The organism is Bacillus aquiflavi, from assembly GCF_019915265.1.
Lineage (GTDB): Bacteria > Bacillota > Bacilli > Bacillales > Cytobacillaceae > Bacillus_BT > Bacillus_BT aquiflavi.
Genome location: NZ_CP082780.1, coordinates 1,318,466 through 1,335,447 on the forward strand (window position 1 = coordinate 1,318,466; position 16,982 = coordinate 1,335,447).

The following is a 16,982-nucleotide window of genomic DNA, read 5'->3' on the forward strand; positions in this document are numbered from 1 at the left end:
AAATATTTTACACTCTCCGGATTCTCTATTAAAATTGATTATAATAATGTTGTGTATTTTTTATAAGTAAACGGACGGAGGATAAAATCATGTGTGGAAGGTTTACGCTGTTTACTAACTATGATGAGATTATTAAGCGTTTTAATGTTAAAGTGGCTTTTAATGAAAATGAGTATAAAGTGAGTTATAATATAGCCCCTTCTCACCATGTTGTGTCTGTCATTAATGACGGAGATAAAAATCGGCTTGGGTATTTAAGGTGGGGGCTGATTCCGCCTTGGGCGAAGGATGAAAAAATTGGTTACAACATGATTAATGCCAGAGCCGAGACATTAGCTGAAAAACCAAGTTTTAGCAATGCTTTTAAAAAGAAGCGTTGTTTAATTATCGCCGACTCTTTTTACGAGTGGAGGAAGACGCGAGAGCAAAAAATCCCTGTGCGGATAAAATTAAAAACAGATGAGCTTTTTGCTATGGCTGGGTTGTGGGAAGGTTGGCGAACCCAAAATAATGATGTTATTTATTCTTGTACAATTATTACAACGGAAGCAAATGAATTCATGTCATCAATTCATGAACGTATGCCCGTCATCCTAAAGCGAGAAGATGAAAAACGTTGGTTAGATCCGTCCATAAATAACATAAATGATTTGAAAGAGCTGTTAAAACCATTTGATAGTCATTTAATGGATTACTATGAAGTATCTCCCGAGGTAAATTCTCCGAAAAATAATGCACCACATTTAATTAAACAAGTTTAACATTTAAACGACGTTTGTTAGATGTGCAGTATTTGAAGGACAGTAGACTACATTTAGAGATTGTTATATTTATAGTTTCATATAAAAAAAAGGTCAAGTGCATAACTTGACCTTGCAGGTTAGTCTTTTTCACTTCCGCCTCGGTGCTGTGCGTCTCGAGTAACAAGCGTTTTTAACCAATGTTTCGAGCATTTGCTTCAAATACTGACTGTTGGCAAATTTTCAATTAGTTCTTCATCTTAATTAATGAATATGGCGGTAAACGCCTGTTACTTTTCCTAAAATAGTAACATTTCGCAAAATAATCGGTTCCATTGTTGAATTTTCCGGCTGCAAACGAATATAATCCTTTTCTTTAAAGAAACGTTTTACTGTTGCCTCATTCTCGTCTGTCATCGCAACGACAATATCCCCGTTATTTGCTGCTTGCTGCTGTCTAACAATAACATAATCTCCGTTTAAAATACCTGCTTCTATCATACTATTTCCGACGATTTCTAGCATAAATACTTTTGCATCAGTTGGCGCAAGGCTTTCAGGTAAAGGAAAGTACTCTTCAATATTCTCGATTGCAGTAATTGGCTGACCAGCTGTTACCTTTCCAACAACAGGTACATTGACGGCATTCCTTCTAGGAATATGAGCAGTTTCATCTACTTCTAGAATTTCAATTGCCCGCGGCTTTGTCGGATCGCGGCGAATTAATCCTTTACTTTCTAATCTTGACAAATGTCCGTGAACGGTAGAGCTTGAAGCTAGTCCAACAGCTTCGCCAATCTCCCTTACAGAAGGAGGATAACCTTTTCTTTTCACTTCTTCTTTAATGAATTCAAGGATATCTTGCTGTCTTTTTGATATCTTTTCCATTAAAACGCACCTCAATATGTATTATTGTTTTTTATTATAGCATGTATTTCCAATCGATACAAACATAAGTTCGAAAAAAATATTGACACAAACACTTGTTCGTATTATAATTAACAAAACAGAACACACATTCGAATAAGGGGTGTTTCACATTGAACTCTTTGTGGAAAAACTATTCATATATTATTCTCTTTTTTTCATTAATTTTCATATTCGCAACCATTTTAGTTGATCAAGCAGACCGTAGAAGTGATGATAATTACATATGTATAACTATTAAAGAAGGGGATTCTTTATGGAAGCTTGCTGAAGAATATAGTGATAAACATCATCTTACAACGAGTGAATTTATCGCTTGGATAGAAAAAACAAATGGAATTAACGGAAGCTATCTCGTTGCGGGTACAACATTAACGATTCCCGTTCTAAAGAATGAGCAGGAACAAACAACTTTAGTTAGTTCGGAAAAATATTGAATGAGGGATAACAATGAAAGCGATTATTTATTGTCGTGTCAGTACAACAAAGGAAACGCAAGAAACATCTTTAAAGCGTCAGGAAGAAGAATTGCTTCATCTTGCAAATGTATATAGCCTTGAAGTAGCAGCTATCATTAAGGAAAAGGCGAGCGGATATGAATTAGAGCGCGAAGGTATATTGAAATTGCTAGCAATGTTAAAGGATTCTGCAATTAGTGCTGTGCTTATACAAGATGAAACGAGACTTGGCAGAGGAAATGCAAAGATTGCATTGCTTCACTGTATTTTAAAGGAGAATGTAAAGCTCTATACAATTGCACATAACGGCGAATTGCAATTATCTGAATCGGACTCAATGGTGTTAAACATTGTTAGCATAGTTGAGGAATATCAACGAAAACTTCATAATATTAAAATTAAAAGAGGCATGATGCGTGCAATTGAAAAAGGCTATCGCCCAGAAAGAAACTTGAAAAATATAAATGAAAGCACTGGCAGAACAAAAATTGATGTGCCTATTGAAGAAATCATTCGATTGCGTAAAAATAAATTAACTTTTGCCGAAATTGCAGCCACATTAAGGGGATTTGGCTATGAAGTGTCAAAAGCGACTGTTCATAGGCGTTACCAAGAGCAGATGAACAAGCTGGAGAAGGAGAAATAGTTTTTTTCCTTGTAAAACTGAGTAAACTTTAGTAACATAATTTTGATTTAACAAGGAACAAAGGAGCTAAAAGATGCTGCCAAAAGAAAAGATAGCCCGTATTAATGAATTAGCTAAAAAGGCGAAGAACTCAACATTAACTGATGAAGAAGCAAAAGAACAATCGAAGCTTCGCCGTGAATATTTAGAAGCTTTTCGCGCCTCAATGAAGACCACTTTGGAAGGGGTAAAAGTAATTGACCCTAATGGGAATGATGTTACTCCGAAAAAACTAAAAACAATACAAAATAACAAACGCCGCCTTCACTAATACAAGTAGGTTTCATTTAGTATATTTCTTCTCTAGGCTTAGAGATAAAGCCAAGATTGAACATGCTTGTCAGTCGAGGGCGTACCACACAAGGCGGAAGGGAATAGAACGAGTGTTCATAACTCACAACGAGTGCAAGCACGAAAGAATGCAAACGTTTGCCAAAGTCTAAAAGGAGAAATGCATTTAAGTATTTCTCCTTTTTACATATATAGATAAAAAAAATGGCCTTTTCCGCTGTATTATTTGTTTTTAGTTGTATAATAAGATGTGTCATTATAATATTAAAGTATATGGAATTTATTTGTAATCTTAATATGAAAGGATGTTATATAATGCTAAAAAAAATCGAAGCATTGTCCATTAACTCAATTCGTACATTATCAATTGACGCTATTGAAAAGGCAAACTCCGGACCCCCTGGGATGCCGATGGGAGCAGCACCAATGGCATACACATTGTGGACTCGATTTATGAATCAAAATCCGAAAAATCCTAACTGGTTTAATCGGGATCGTTTCGTACTTTCGGCAGGTCATGGTTCAATGCTTTTATATAGTTTGCTTCATCTATCTGGTTATGATGTTTCAATGGATGATCTTAAACAATTTCGTCAATGGGGTAGTAAAACGCCAGGTCATCCGGAATATGGTTATACAGCCGGGGTAGATGCGACAACAGGACCGCTTGGCCAAGGAATCGCAATGGCTGTAGGAATGGCAATGGCTGAACGACATTTGGCGTCTGTTTACAATAAGGAAAATTATCATCTTGTTGATCATTATACATACAGTATTTGCGGAGACGGTGACTTAATGGAAGGAGTTTCTGCAGAAGCTGCTTCTTTAGCAGGACATTTAAAGCTAGGACGCTTAATCGTTTTGTATGATTCAAATGATATAAGTCTTGACGGAGATCTTGAGAAATCTTTTACTGAAAGTGTTGCTAAGCGCTTTGAGGCTTACGGATGGCAATATTTACGTGTAGAGGATGGCAATGATATTACGGAGATTGCAAAAGCAATTCAAGAAGCAAAGCAAGATGAAAATAGGCCAACATTAATTGAAGTGAAGACTGTTATCGGTTACGGCTCGCCAAATAAGGCTGGAAAATCGGCTGTACATGGAGCTCCGCTCGGAGCCGAAGAGCTAAAAATGACTAAAGAAGCTTACAAATGGACATTTGAGGAAGATTTTTATGTTCCTGAAGAAGTATATGAGCATTTTAATGAGCGAGTTAGGGAAAATGGTGCAAAAAAAGAACAAGAATGGAATACGTTATTAGAGCAATATAAACAGGAGTTTCCTGACTTAGCTCAACAGTTTGTGCAAGCAATGAACGATGAGCTTCCAAAGGAATGGGATCAAGATATTCCTGTATACGAAGAGGGATCAAGTTTGGCAAGCCGTGCTTCCTCTAGTGAAGTATTAAATGCAATTGCTAAGAACGTACCGTCTTTTATCGGGGGTTCTGCTGATCTTGCTAGTTCAAATAAGACAATGATCAAAGGAGCAGCCGATTATATGCCCGGCGAGTATAACGGACGGAATATTTGGTTTGGAGTACGTGAATTTGCGATGGGGGCAGCCATGAATGGGATGACTTTACATGGAGGCGTGAAGGTTTTTGGCGGTACTTTCTTTGTCTTTTCTGATTATTTACGTCCAGCTATACGTCTTGCAGCATTAATGAAATTACCTGTTACGTATGTTTTCACCCATGACAGTATTGCTGTAGGGGAAGATGGACCGACACATGAGCCGATTGAACAGCTTTCATCGTTCAGAGGAATGCCAAATTTATCTGTTATTCGTCCAGCGGATAGTAATGAAACAGCTGCTGCATGGAAACTTGCAGTTAAATCAGCTAATACGCCAACTGTATTAGTTTTATCACGCCAAAACTTACCGACATTGAAAGGAACAGATAAAAATGCCGCTGAGGGTGTAGCAAAAGGAGCTTACGTCGTTTCTCCTGCTGCTAAGGAAGCTGTTGATGGAATTCTTATTGCGACAGGATCAGAAGTAAGCTTAGCTGTAGAAGTCCAAGCTGTATTAGCAAACGAAGATATTCATGTTCAGGTTGTTAGTATGCCTTCTTTTGATCGTTTTGAAGCACAATCGAAAGAATATAAAGACTCGATTTTACCAGGGAATGTGAAAAAGCGTCTCGCTATTGAAATGGGATCTTCTTTCGGTTGGGATCGTTACGTAGGTGATCACGGTGCTGTGTTAGCGATTGATCAATTTGGAGCCTCCGCTCCGGGTGAGAAAGTAATGATGGAATATGGCTTTACTGTTGAAAATGTAGTAAACTGTTTCAAATCATTAAAGTAAAAGGTTCAAAAACCACGGAGAAAATTATTTTCTCCGTGGATTTTTCTCATTTTATCTTTATTTTGAATTTGAATTTTTGAAATATCAGCAATTCAATATAAAATCCTTTGTAATCGACAAAAAAAGTATATTTTTTTGACGGTAATAGACACATCTTTTGCAGACGATTTTTTATAATAGACTTTAAAGGATTGTCCTGGAGGAGATGTGATGAGAAATTATCAGCTCTATTTAATTGAGGATGAGTTTGCTGATCATTATTTCGGAAGAGAACAGATGTTTTATCAATTGTTTTTAGACTTTGAACGTGCTAGCGGTGATCTTAAATTAATTATTAAAAGACAAATTGAATTTATCACAAAAACAATCCCAACCATTAGGCTTCATAAAATTATGAAACAACAGCTCAGCAAGCGACATGATTTCCATATAAAAAAGGATATGACCTATTATCTAGAAATGAACGGAATATTAAGTACTGCGAAGATGGAAGTGTATGATCGCTCCTTACAATTACATGCAGAAGGGAGCTATGAGGCAGAAACGATTTTTTTTGAAGTTTTACGGAAGTGGGAAACTTCTTTTTTGGCAGTTGATTTAGAAAACAAACGTTACGGTTGGCTAAAACCGATAAAAGAAAGAAAATTTATATAAAAAATTTACAGCAAATATTGTATATTAGTGTTTCGTTTAGTAAACTGTAATGAGACAACATGAAGGAGGAAATTTTTTATGGTTTGGCAACTTATTCTAGGCGGTACTCTAGTACTATTGGCAGGAGTAGCACTAGGATTTTTCATTGCACGTAAATATATGATGAATTATTTAAAGAAAAATCCACCAATTAATGAACAAATGTTAAAAGTGATGATGATGCAAATGGGGATGAAACCATCTCAAAAGAAAATTAATCAAATGATGCAAGCGATGAACAAACAACAAGGGAAATAAATCCTTGATACATAAGGGTTATTAATTCATGGGTTGTTAATAATTAAAAACAACCGTCAAACTTTTCGTTTTGAGAAACCACTTTTTATTTCCAATAAAAAGTGGTTTTTTTTCGTACTAAGGGAATCTCTAACAAGTGTTTTTTTTAACTTTAGAGCAAAATGAAACTTAATAATCACTGTCGTTAAAACTTGATCTGCAAGCACCCTTTATAACGATTTTTTGCTGAAGTGTAAGCATAAACATTAGAAAATAATGATAATAATTAAGAACAAAATACTTCCCTATTTTTAGGTTGTTTGATAAACTAGATAAACCTTTTCATTTTTCTACTACTATTTAAAACTTTCTTAATTTTGAATATCCTAAATATTTATAAAAGTGCGGAGGATATAAACATGAAAGTATTTTTTGATTTACTCTGGTTTTTTAAACAAGAAAAGAAGGCATATTTAACAGGTGTTTTCATCCTCATTTTTGTCGCAATTTTACAATTGTTGCCGCCTAAAGCAATTGGTTTAATTGTTGATGAAATAAAAAATGGGACATTGACTCCGGCTATTTTGACGAAATGGCTTGTTGCGTTAATTGTTGTCGGATTATTAACGTACGTCTCAAGGTATTATTGGCGGATTATGATTTTCGGATCAGCCGTAAAATTATCCCGCCAGTTGCGTGATCGTTTATACATGCATTTCACGAACATGTCCGCGTCTTTTTATCAAAAAAAGAGAACGGGTGATTTAATGGCTCATGCAACGAATGATCTGCAGGCTATTCAGCTAACTGCTGGTTCAGGTGTTTTAACATTTGTTGATTCGATTGCAACAGGCGGCTTCGTTATTCTTGCAATGGCTACGACAATTAGTTGGAAGCTAACATTAATTAGCTTAATACCGATGCCACTTATGGCATTTTTTACGAACTTATACGGTTCCATTCTTCATAAACGATTCCATAAAGCACAAGAGGCATTTTCTTCTTTAAATGATAAAACACAGGAAAGTATTACAGGAGTTAAAGTAATTAAGACATTTGGCCAAGAACAAGAGGATATCGAATCATTTCGGAAGCAGTCTCAAGATGTAGTAGATAAAAATATTGCTGTTGCAAGGATTGATTCTCTTTTTGATCCAACGATTTCTATTATTATCGGTATTTCATTTTTCTTAGCACTTACATTTGGAGCAAAATTTGTTCTCAACGGTGAATTAACGATCGGTCAATTAATTTCATTTACAACTTACTTAGGCTTACTGGTTTGGCCGATGCTCGCTTTTGGCTGGCTGTTTAATATTATGGAAAGAGGGCGGGCATCATACGATCGAATTAATTCATTATTTGCTGAAAAAGCTGAAATTTATGATCGTAAAGATGCAATAAATATTGTACCTAGCGGTGACATTGAATATGCTATTAAAACATTTACATATCCGAATGAAGATGAACCGATGTTAAAGGATATTTTCTTTACATTGAAAAGAGGCGAAACAATTGGAATTGTCGGCAAGACTGGTGCGGGAAAAACAACTTTATTAAAGCTATTTGTTCGCGAATTCGAGGGATATGACGGTGAGATTCGCTTTGGTGGAAAAAGCTTACAAACGTATAAAATTGAAAGCTTACGAAAAGCGATCGGCTATGTTCCGCAAGATCATTTTTTATTTTCAGCAACTGTTGGAGAAAATATTGCGTTTACCGATCCGAATGCACCTGCTGAAGCTATTGAAAGAGCTGCAAAGGTCGCTCATATTCATGATGACATTCTTCAATTTACTGAAGGCTATGAAACAGTCGTAGGTGAACGAGGTGTTTCTTTATCAGGCGGTCAAAAGCAACGGATTGCTATTGCTAGAGCATTAATGATCGATCCTGAAGTATTAATTTTAGATGATTCCCTGTCAGCAGTTGATGCAAAAACAGAGGAAGCAATTTTGTCAGCTTTAAAGGAAAATCGAAAAGGAAAAACAACGATCATTACAGCCCATCGTTTAAGTGCCATTCAACATGCTGATCTTATTTTAGTGTTAGACGAAGGACGTATTATTCAACGAGGAACCCATGAAGAGTTGATGGACGAAGATGGCTGGTATAAAGAAATGTATTTACGGCAACAGCTTGAGGAACTTGTAGAACACGGAGGATAAAAATATGGATAAAACTGAAGTGTTGACAGGAAAGGAACAGAGAAAAGTTCTTTTCCGGCTCCTTTCCTATGCGAAACCCCATATGAAAATAATTGCGATTGCATTTTTTTTATTGCTGTTAACAACGCTTGGCGATATTATCGGGCCAATATTAGTGAAAATTTTTATCGATGATTACTTAACACCAAGAAATATCGTGTTTAAGCCTTTATTTACACTTGGAGCTGCGTTTATGGCAATCCAAATTGCCAATGTGTTAGTCTCTTATTTTCAATTGTTAAAATTTCAAGAAATCGCTTTGAAAATTATTCAACAGTTGAGAATAGATGTATTTTCTAAAGTGCAAACACTCGGCTTAAAATATTTTGATAAAACACCTGCCGGAGCAATTGTTTCGCGCGTTACGAATGATACTGAAGCAATTAAAGAGATGTTTGTTAGTGTTTTAGTCACATTTATTCAAAGTGGTTTTTTATTAATCGGAATCTTTATTGCTATGTTTAGTTTAAATGTTAAGCTGGCGTTAGTTTGTACGATTCTTTTCCCGATTATTTTTATGATTATTTCAATTTATCGTAAATATAGCTCCGTTTTTTATCAAGAAATGCGTGAACAGCTTAGTCGTTTAAATGCAAAATTGAACGAATCAATTCAAGGAATGGGGATCATTCAACTGTTTCGCCAAGAAAAACGGCTTCGAAAAGAGTTTGGTGAAATTAATGAAAAGCATTACAAAGCAGGGATGAGAAATATTAAACTAGATGGCTTATTACTAAGACCGGCGATTGATTTAGTTTATGTGTTTGCCATTGTGATGATTTTAAGCTATTTTGGGATCACCTCTTTTAATAGTCCTGTTGAAATCGGAGTGCTATATGCTTTCGTCAATTATATTGATCGCTTTTTCGAGCCGATTAACCAAATGATGATGCGTCTTTCTATGTATCAACAAGCGATTGTTTCAGCGTCGCGTGTCTTTCGTTTAATAGATGAAACAGAGCTGGCGCCTGAACAAGGTAAGGAAAATCATCACATAAGTGAAGGAAAAATAGAATTTCGCAATGTCAGCTTTTCATATGATGGAAAACGAGACGTATTAAAGAATATTTCATTTATAGCACAGCCTGGTGAAACAGTTGCTTTAGTTGGTCATACTGGAAGTGGAAAAAGCTCGATTATTAATTTATTAATGCGTTTTTATGAGTTTGAAAGAGGAAATATATACATCGATGGTATTTCACTTAAAGATTATCCAATTCATGAACTGCGAAAAAAAATGGGACTCGTTTTGCAAGATCCATTTTTATTTTACGGAACGATCAAGGATAACATTCGTCTATACAATGAGGAGATAAGTGATGAAGAAGTAATTGCTGCGGCTAAATTTGTTCAGGCTTATCCATTTATTGAATTGCTAGATAAGAGATTTGATCATCAAGTTGTCGAAAGGGGTTCAACCTTCTCTAGCGGTCAGAGACAGTTAATTGCATTTGCAAGAACGATTGCCGCCAATCCGAAAATATTAGTTTTAGACGAGGCTACGGCAAACATTGATACAGAGACAGAGGAAGCAATTCAGATCGCACTGAATAAAATGCGTAAAGGAAGGACAACGATTGCAATCGCACATCGATTATCGACAATTCAAGATGCCGATTTAATACTTGTTTTACATCAAGGTGAAATCGTTGAACGAGGGACACATCAAGAACTGCTAGCAATGAAAGGGTTATACCATAAAATGTATTTGTTGCAAAATGAATCTGTCGAACGGATCAATCATGTTGTCAGTTAATATTTTTGAAAAAACAAAACAGCCTCATATTGAAGCTGTTTTGTCTTCTTTCATCCTCTTTTTTTTGAAAGCAGGCGATTATACTGATTAAGGAGATAGTCTAATTCTTGACTATACTTAATAGCGAGCGTTGAACTTAATCCATTTTTTGAAACAATACGAATAAGTTCAGCACGCTTTTTCTCAATCAGTGTAAGCATTTCTTGTTTAGACACCGGTGTCTATCCTTTCATGAAATTATTCTTATAAAAAGTTTGGGCAACTTTATGCAACTAAAGTCATATTTCGTTGTCTCTGTTATGTAAAAAGATGATAAATTATAGTAATTAATGTTATGTTTCATACAAGTATAACGTATTATGTTAGTAAATTCAAAAAGATTTGTTATAAATATTAAATTATTTTCCTAATTAAAAATAGATTCGCTTTTTAACATATACATCCTTCTTTTTTTATAAAATATTCTCGTTTCATGCAAAAGTTTGTGACATAAAAAATTCACATCTCAACTATTATCTTTTACATCGTAGATTTGTTAGAATGAAGACGATATGAAGTTAGGTAGGTGTTATGATTGTGACAGATGTTAATGTTTTCTTAGCTTTTGGAGCAGGGTTTTTAAGCTTTATTTCTCCTTGCTGTCTTCCGCTATATCCTGCGTTTTTATCGTATATAACTGGAATGTCAGTTGGTGAATTAAAAAGTGAAAATGCCATCTTGCAAAAACGCAGTATGATGCATACGTTATTTTTTATTATTGGATTTTCCTTAGTGTTTATCGCTCTCGGCTTTGGAACCTCTTTCATTGGACGTTTTTTTTATGACTATCAAGATTTAATACGTCAAATTGGTGCTATTTTTATTATTCTGTTTGGTTTAATCGTCGTTGGTTTTATTAAACCGGAATTTATAATGAAGGATCGCCGTTTTGAATTTAAAAATCGTCCGTCAGGCTATTTAGGCTCAGTTTTAATTGGTTTAGCCTTTGCAGCAGGTTGGACTCCGTGTACCGGACCAATTTTAGGTGCCGTTATCAGTCTAGCCGCTACAAATCCAGGTTCAAGTATGATTTATATGATTGCGTATTCACTCGGATTTTCAATTCCATTCTTTGTATTATCATTCTTCATAGGAAAAATGCATTGGATTCGCAAACATAATGTTAAAATTATGAAAATTGGCGGATATTTAATGATTGTGATGGGGATCGTGCTATTTTTTGATTGGATGACTAAATTAATTGCCATCATGTCAGGCTGGTTTGGTAATTTTACCGGTTTTTAATGTTATATATAATGGGAAAGTTAGAAACATATTTTTACAAAAATAAAAGACCGTCAAATAGGGACGGTCTTAGTTTGTTAGGCAACAATGCTTGTTAGTCGAGATGCTGAACACGCTCGGTTCATAAGCTGATAACGAAAGCATGCCTTGATTATAATTTAAAAAAATTGCTCATATGGGGCGACATCGATATTTTTTTCTGCAAGTCTTTTTCGTAAAAACTTATGATCTCGTTTTGGGGTTGCGGTAATATAGCCACGGATCACTAAATCTTCCGTAATCTTTTCCGCTTTTTCATTTAAGGCTAGTTCGCCAATTTTTCCAGCAATTTTATGACGGGCAACATCACGAAACAGCTCAGGAACAGGACTGACTAGTTCTTCCAACAGCGCCTTTTGATTCTCAGACCATAAATGGCGTGTTTTGTTTACGTAATATTCTTCCCAATCCATAATCGACTTTCCGTCTTTCTTCGGAAGCCTTTTCAAAAATTTCCGAAACATAAAATAGCCGCCTACTGCAAAAGAAAATACTAAAAAAGCAACCCAAAAAATAATAAACCATAAAAACCAACCATCAAGCATATATGTTCACCTGCACGACTCGTTATATTTTCCTTCATTATAATATTTCCTTGCTAAGGAAAACAAGCGTAACGTTCCATTTATTCGCTCAATTGCTTGCAAATAATTTAAAGGGCTGTTTTATCGGAGTGTCCTTCCTTGATTCCTAACTATTCTACCTATATAATAGTGATGTCCATTACAAAATGGGGCTGAATGGGGTACTGGTGTCCTCCACGGTCTTCAAAACCGCTTGTGACCACCGTGCGTGGTCAGCTGGGTTCGATTCCCAGGCAGTCCCGCCAAATGAATTCAACGTTATCAACAATTTGAACAGTGTATTCTCTTTATAGAGTAAATTATATAGTCATAGTATGTCTAATCCACTTATTTCTTAAAAAGAAAGGTGGATTTTTTTATGCAATGAGCTATTAGAAAAAAACTCGTAAAGGTACTAGAAATAATTGTGTCAAGTTTGTTGAAGAAAAAGTTAACGTTATTAGAAATGTTTAATAGGTTTATGAATTATAAGCAAACCGAAGAAGGCTAACAGTATTATGAAATATTCTTATTATCTAATTGATTATTCAGCTGGGGTATTAAAATACTCTCGATTATTTCTGAGAATATATTGGTTACATATTTATAAATCTAAACTAATATTTGCATACTTTTCTATAGAAAAATATCCTTAAAAACTCTGCAAAGATTAATCAAATAAAAACAGCTTTTTAACTGATAAAGATAATCGTTCTCGATTAAATTCTTCCATGTATAATAATTTTGAATGTACCAGATTGATATTAAAAACAATATGCTAGTAATTTTTGAATTTTTTTCAAAAGATAGGGGCGTTATGATGGCTGAAATGATTGATAACAAGTTAGTTCGTGATAAAATACCGCAAATGATAAAGGAGAATAACAAAAAACGTTTTTTCATGTTGCAAGTGAAGCTGAAGTTAAGCCGCTGTTACTACATAAATTAATTGAAGAGTTTGAAGAGTTAGCTGATATATTGGAAGTGATTGAGAGTATCGCCCATGCTTTTAACATTGATATGGATAAAGTGTTAAAAGTAAAGGCTGATAAGTTAGCAAATCGTGGCGGATTTAATGAACGTATAGTATTGGAAAAGGTAATTGGTTAATAGCGTAAAACCCGTAAAATAACAATGTTGAATTTATATTAATGAAGGAACTCATTAAAGGAGTGTCTTATTAGAGAGAGGCATTCTTCATGGAAATATTTTAATTAAATTTTATTTGAATCAATTTTTCCTACGTGGATAGTTAAACAAGGGAAATTTACAACACACCTATACTTAGTCTCATACATATGAATAAATGAGTGATGATTTTTTGATGAGGAGGATGTTTTTTTAATGTATGGGAATTATTTTTATAACACACCAACCCCTATGGAAAGACAAAGAATTACGAAGCAACAAGCTCGAGAAATAGCTCTAAGAAGGGTGCCTGGGAAAGTTATGCATGTAGATATGGATTTAGAAAATGGTGTTTTAGTTTATGAAGTCTTCATTATGACGGCACAAGGCAAAATATTTGAAGTTGAGATACTTGCAAAAAACGGTAAGATTTTAAAAATTGAACAAGAAAATGATGATGATGATCATAACCCTTACTATCATTACGACAACAATAATAACTACAATAATTATAACAATGATTAAAAACTATTTAGGACTGCTTTTAATGAAAAGGGAGAATGCCTAGCTATAGTGAGCTACAGTCCTTTTTAGATTTTTTCCTTCCGCATTCTTCTATTATAAATGCTAAATCTCCATTTTAGTTTCTGTGTAAAGCTTTTCACTATAGTATGAATCCGAGTATTCATTTAAGTAAAGACCTAGTACTTAAATTTATTGAGTATGATATTAGAACTAAGCAATTCTCGTAAAAATACTATTTAACGTTAAAGTTATAAAGGATTGAACTCTGTATTATACAGAATTCGATCCTTTTTATTTTTTCCAATGAATGGTGTTCGTTTCTGTTCGTTGCCATGGTTATGTTGTGTTCCCAAACTAGCGAGGAACAATGACTAGATTTTAAACTATTAGTGTTAAACATAAGCACCGTATGAACTTCAAAAATGAAGCACTCATCCAGTATGGGATATGTAAGAATTGGACATATTTAAAAAAAGGAGGAATGGGCTATGGATATAAAATTAGAAATTCAGGATGGATCACCTTGGTGGCTAAGTCCTAATATTTGGACTGTACCAGGCAAAGATCCGACAAGTACACCGGATCAGCCGATCGTAGGTGAACCGTGTTACATATGGGCACGCGTTCAAAACAAAGGTGAAGATGCTGTTGAGAATGCCACTGTACGTTTCTACTGGGCGAATCCAGCTGTTGGATTTGATCGCCATACAGCCAATTATATTGGTACCGCTAATGTATCTCTTAATGGCGGTGAGACGCGAGACGTATTATGTTTAAGCCCATGGGATCCGACCTTTGTCAATAATGGTCATGAATGCGTAGTCGCAGAAGTTTCCCATAGCTATCTTGATCCATTGCCATCCGTACCGCAATTCAATGTTCCAACCGATCGCCATGTGGCGCAACGTAACTTAATAGTACTCAAGTTGGCTAGAAAAAAGACGTATTTTACAACAAATTTTGAACTACATAATCATTCCCGACTTGCACAAACTTATCACATCGTTACTCGAGTTGGTAGTCTTGAAGAGATCGATGCATTGCTGTCATATCTTGATCAAAATATCCCGAAAAATGGTGAAGGTACAATGACACAAGTCGGTTTTGTAAGGAGATCTTGTCCGGATGAAGATGCTCTAGAAGAAGCAGAGCCCGTTGTCAAACTGGAAGTTGGCCCGAATGCGAATGTTGGCTTATCAGTTGTAGGGATGCTTGAGGGAGAGATTGCACTTCTTCATATTGTCCAAAAAAGAGATGAGATAGAAATCGGTGGTTTAAGTATCCTAGTTTTTCAAAGTAACTAACAAAAGCAGGAGGTAAGTTAAAAAGCTATGACACAATTTATCATCCCAAATCGCCCTTTTGCTTCAGAACCAATTACTGGCTTGATGACGCCAGATGGCATTTTTGAGGTCAGTCTTGGAAAGCAAATGATTCATGCTCATTTTATGAATAATGGCCCAGCTATTGATCAGGTCCAAATTTACATTGAAAGCGTATCAGACCCAGGTATCGTTGTAACGCCAAGAACATATAAAATTGATCACGCTGCAACTGGAGTGTCGCATCTTTTTAGCTGGGAAGCTGATTTTAGCGCAGCAACCCCTGGGAAGCATATGGTGAGTTTTATTGTTATAACGGCTGCAGGACTACAACGGATAATTAAAACGATATTTTTAACGAAAATGAGCTTTAATCCAGCTACACATTCGTTTTCAGTTATGACACCAGAGGCAGTATTTAATGTTGCTTTTAAAAAAATGATCGGTCCCCGTGATCCTCACTTTTCAAACAAAAAAAATACCCAAGGCGATGAGAAGGCAACTCTCCTTGAAGTTCTCAACGGTGTTGGGAACTCCCGAGCGAACGATGATGAGTCTGAAAATTTGCTTGATTATTTAAGCAAGGCGATCAGTGTTACAAATGATCCACGCTTTAAGCTTTGCGTACCGCAATTACTACTCGGGGAACTAGAAGCTCAGCTTCAACTTACTCCTCCGTCTGAGGGGCAGTACGGAGATTTACCGTTTCAAGATCCATGGTGGAAGGTTGTGCTCGCTGTTGTAGCATTTGTTCTGCTCGTAGCGGCTGCAATCGCAGAAGCTGTAGATGGTTCAGGTGATATTACTGCAGGAGCAGGCGGTACTCACGATTTGCCGAATGATAGTGGCGGCTCTTGCTGTACAATTGAAGCTAGTGGTGGCGGTACAAGTAAAGTAGCAGCAGGCTTAGTTGCAGCTGCAGCAACCGTTGCAACTATTGCAGGTGCAAGTGACACCCGTGATCCATTCCGTAAAGGTCAAGATCATACCGCTCCCAATGCAGGGGAACTTACGGTAACTGAAGAAATGAAAATGAGTTTCTCTTATCCAGAAGCTATAATGCCTGGAAAGCCATTTAAAGTGAAGGTTGACTGGAAATATCAACGTAATACGACAGGTGGAACATACACATATAACGATATAGAGACAAATGCTAATACTCATCTGCTGTCCAAATATGAAATGAGCGCACCGGATGTAATCCATTTAGACAATGATGAAAAATTTATTGTTAAAGCTCAGTTTTATGATGCCGATCATAATCTCTTTACCGGCAATCAGCTTTTTGTGCAGTGCTTCCTTATAGGGCTGGATGGCCAATGGAACAGTTTCGTCCTGCAAGATACTGGTATAGATAAAGACGAAACAGTTAACGATGGTACGTATACCGGTTCTAAATATTTTTCTAGAAAAGATAATGGAATTTGGAAATACCTTGTCATTGCTCAAGATATCAATCATGCGACTCCGGACATGGAGCCGGAAGAAGCAGCACAAATAATTGGCGGAATGCTCCTAACAAATCAGTTAAGTATCTCCTTTGAAGGCGGGACGTGTCCGATTGTATATGATGGTGAAGTCAACGTAATCGGCTAAATATTATTCTCATTTAACCATTTGAAAAATTCGCGATTCTTCATTAAAAGGATCGCTTTTTTTATTTATGCACTGTCACTAGAAAACACGAGCGTTTGTCAATAGTTTGAAATAAGTCAAAAATTCCTGTTTCAGAGTACAAAAAATGATTATTTTAATTTTTATATGTACGTGTACGTATATTTTAAAATTTTTTTCTGTTGCAGAAAGCTTTT

Annotated in this window: 18 protein-coding genes and 1 tRNA gene; 16 read left to right on the plus strand and 3 right to left on the minus strand. The window is 35.7% G+C overall.

Features of this window, described 5'->3' with window-relative positions:
• Positions 1 to 89 precede the first annotated feature (89 nt).
• Positions 90 to 761 carry an SOS response-associated peptidase gene (locus K6959_RS06540; RefSeq protein ID WP_163241895.1) on the plus strand — a complete coding sequence of 224 codons (672 nt, stop codon included), beginning with the start codon at positions 90 to 92 and terminating at the stop codon, positions 759 to 761.
• 243 nt (positions 762 to 1,004) lie between these two features.
• Here the strand turns inward: K6959_RS06540 and lexA are convergent, their stop codons facing one another.
• Entirely contained in the window at positions 1,005 to 1,628 is a 624-nt protein-coding gene (lexA, locus tag K6959_RS06545) for a transcriptional repressor LexA (RefSeq protein WP_163241894.1), read from the minus strand.
• A 152-nt stretch (positions 1,629 to 1,780) separates the two neighbouring features.
• On the opposite strand from lexA, the gene yneA reads away from it, so the two are divergent.
• The 8 genes from yneA to K6959_RS06585 all read left to right on the plus strand — a co-directional run bounded on the left by yneA (position 1,781) and on the right by K6959_RS06585 (position 10,310).
• Positions 1,781 to 2,104: a cell division suppressor protein YneA gene (gene yneA / locus K6959_RS06550; protein ID WP_163241893.1), complete on the plus strand. Its 324-nt coding sequence runs from the start codon at positions 1,781 to 1,783 to the stop codon at positions 2,102 to 2,104.
• A 13-nt stretch (positions 2,105 to 2,117) separates the two neighbouring features.
• Positions 2,118 to 2,771, plus strand: a complete 654-nt coding sequence (locus K6959_RS06555) for a YneB family resolvase-like protein (RefSeq protein ID WP_163241892.1) — start codon at positions 2,118 to 2,120, stop codon at positions 2,769 to 2,771.
• Between the two features lie 73 nt (positions 2,772 to 2,844).
• Positions 2,845 to 3,081, plus strand: coding sequence for a DUF896 domain-containing protein (locus tag K6959_RS06560; RefSeq protein WP_163241891.1), 237 nt, complete (start codon positions 2,845 to 2,847; stop codon positions 3,079 to 3,081).
• 335 nt (positions 3,082 to 3,416) lie between these two features.
• The gene (gene tkt, locus K6959_RS06565; protein WP_223087967.1) at positions 3,417 to 5,417 is read left to right on the plus strand and encodes a transketolase; all 2,001 of its coding nucleotides are present in this window, start codon (positions 3,417 to 3,419) and stop codon (positions 5,415 to 5,417) included.
• Positions 5,418 to 5,627: 210 nt separating this feature from the next.
• Positions 5,628 to 6,071, plus strand: coding sequence for a sporulation inhibitor of replication protein SirA (gene sirA, locus K6959_RS06570; protein ID WP_163241889.1), 444 nt, complete (start codon positions 5,628 to 5,630; stop codon positions 6,069 to 6,071).
• A 78-nt stretch (positions 6,072 to 6,149) separates the two neighbouring features.
• Positions 6,150 to 6,368 carry a YneF family protein gene (locus tag K6959_RS06575; RefSeq protein ID WP_163241888.1) on the plus strand — a complete coding sequence of 73 codons (219 nt, stop codon included), beginning with the start codon at positions 6,150 to 6,152 and terminating at the stop codon, positions 6,366 to 6,368.
• 398 nt (positions 6,369 to 6,766) lie between these two features.
• The gene (locus K6959_RS06580; protein ID WP_223087969.1) at positions 6,767 to 8,515 is read left to right on the plus strand and encodes an ABC transporter transmembrane domain-containing protein; all 1,749 of its coding nucleotides are present in this window, start codon (positions 6,767 to 6,769) and stop codon (positions 8,513 to 8,515) included.
• Between the two features lie 4 nt (positions 8,516 to 8,519).
• Entirely contained in the window at positions 8,520 to 10,310 is a 1,791-nt protein-coding gene (locus tag K6959_RS06585) for an ABC transporter ATP-binding protein (RefSeq protein ID WP_163241886.1), read from the plus strand.
• A gap of 50 nt (positions 10,311 to 10,360) precedes the next feature.
• Here K6959_RS06585 and K6959_RS06590 read toward each other — a convergent pair whose 3' ends face one another.
• Complete coding sequence (locus K6959_RS06590) at positions 10,361 to 10,525, minus strand: aspartyl-phosphate phosphatase Spo0E family protein (RefSeq protein ID WP_163241885.1); 165 nt, start codon at positions 10,523 to 10,525, stop codon at positions 10,361 to 10,363.
• Between the two features lie 361 nt (positions 10,526 to 10,886).
• Between K6959_RS06590 and K6959_RS06595 the strand changes: the two genes are divergently transcribed.
• On the plus strand, positions 10,887 to 11,594 hold the full coding sequence (locus tag K6959_RS06595; RefSeq protein ID WP_163241884.1) for a cytochrome c biogenesis CcdA family protein: 708 nt from the start codon (positions 10,887 to 10,889) through the stop codon (positions 11,592 to 11,594).
• Positions 11,595 to 11,752: 158 nt separating this feature from the next.
• Here the strand turns inward: K6959_RS06595 and K6959_RS06600 are convergent, their stop codons facing one another.
• Entirely contained in the window at positions 11,753 to 12,178 is a 426-nt protein-coding gene (locus K6959_RS06600) for a DUF2621 domain-containing protein (protein ID WP_163241883.1), read from the minus strand.
• A gap of 187 nt (positions 12,179 to 12,365) precedes the next feature.
• Here K6959_RS06600 and K6959_RS06605 point away from each other — a divergent pair.
• From K6959_RS06605 to K6959_RS06625, 6 genes are all read left to right on the plus strand, one after another.
• Positions 12,366 to 12,462 (plus strand) — tRNA-Sec (locus K6959_RS06605).
• A 554-nt stretch (positions 12,463 to 13,016) separates the two neighbouring features.
• Entirely contained in the window at positions 13,017 to 13,145 is a 129-nt protein-coding gene (locus K6959_RS18875; RefSeq protein WP_258561177.1) for a hypothetical protein, read from the plus strand.
• A 29-nt stretch (positions 13,146 to 13,174) separates the two neighbouring features.
• Positions 13,175 to 13,306, plus strand: a complete 132-nt coding sequence (locus K6959_RS18880; RefSeq protein WP_258561176.1) for a nucleoside triphosphate pyrophosphohydrolase family protein — start codon at positions 13,175 to 13,177, stop codon at positions 13,304 to 13,306.
• Between the two features lie 234 nt (positions 13,307 to 13,540).
• Entirely contained in the window at positions 13,541 to 13,849 is a 309-nt protein-coding gene (locus K6959_RS06615) for a PepSY domain-containing protein (RefSeq protein ID WP_163241882.1), read from the plus strand.
• Between the two features lie 488 nt (positions 13,850 to 14,337).
• Positions 14,338 to 15,153 (plus strand): hypothetical protein, encoded by an 816-nt coding sequence (locus tag K6959_RS06620; protein WP_163241881.1) that lies wholly within the window; start codon positions 14,338 to 14,340, stop codon positions 15,151 to 15,153.
• Between the two features lie 27 nt (positions 15,154 to 15,180).
• A complete protein-coding gene (locus K6959_RS06625) occupies positions 15,181 to 16,767 on the plus strand; it encodes a hypothetical protein (protein WP_223087970.1) in 1,587 nt (528 codons plus the stop codon).
• Positions 16,768 to 16,982 lie beyond the last annotated feature (215 nt).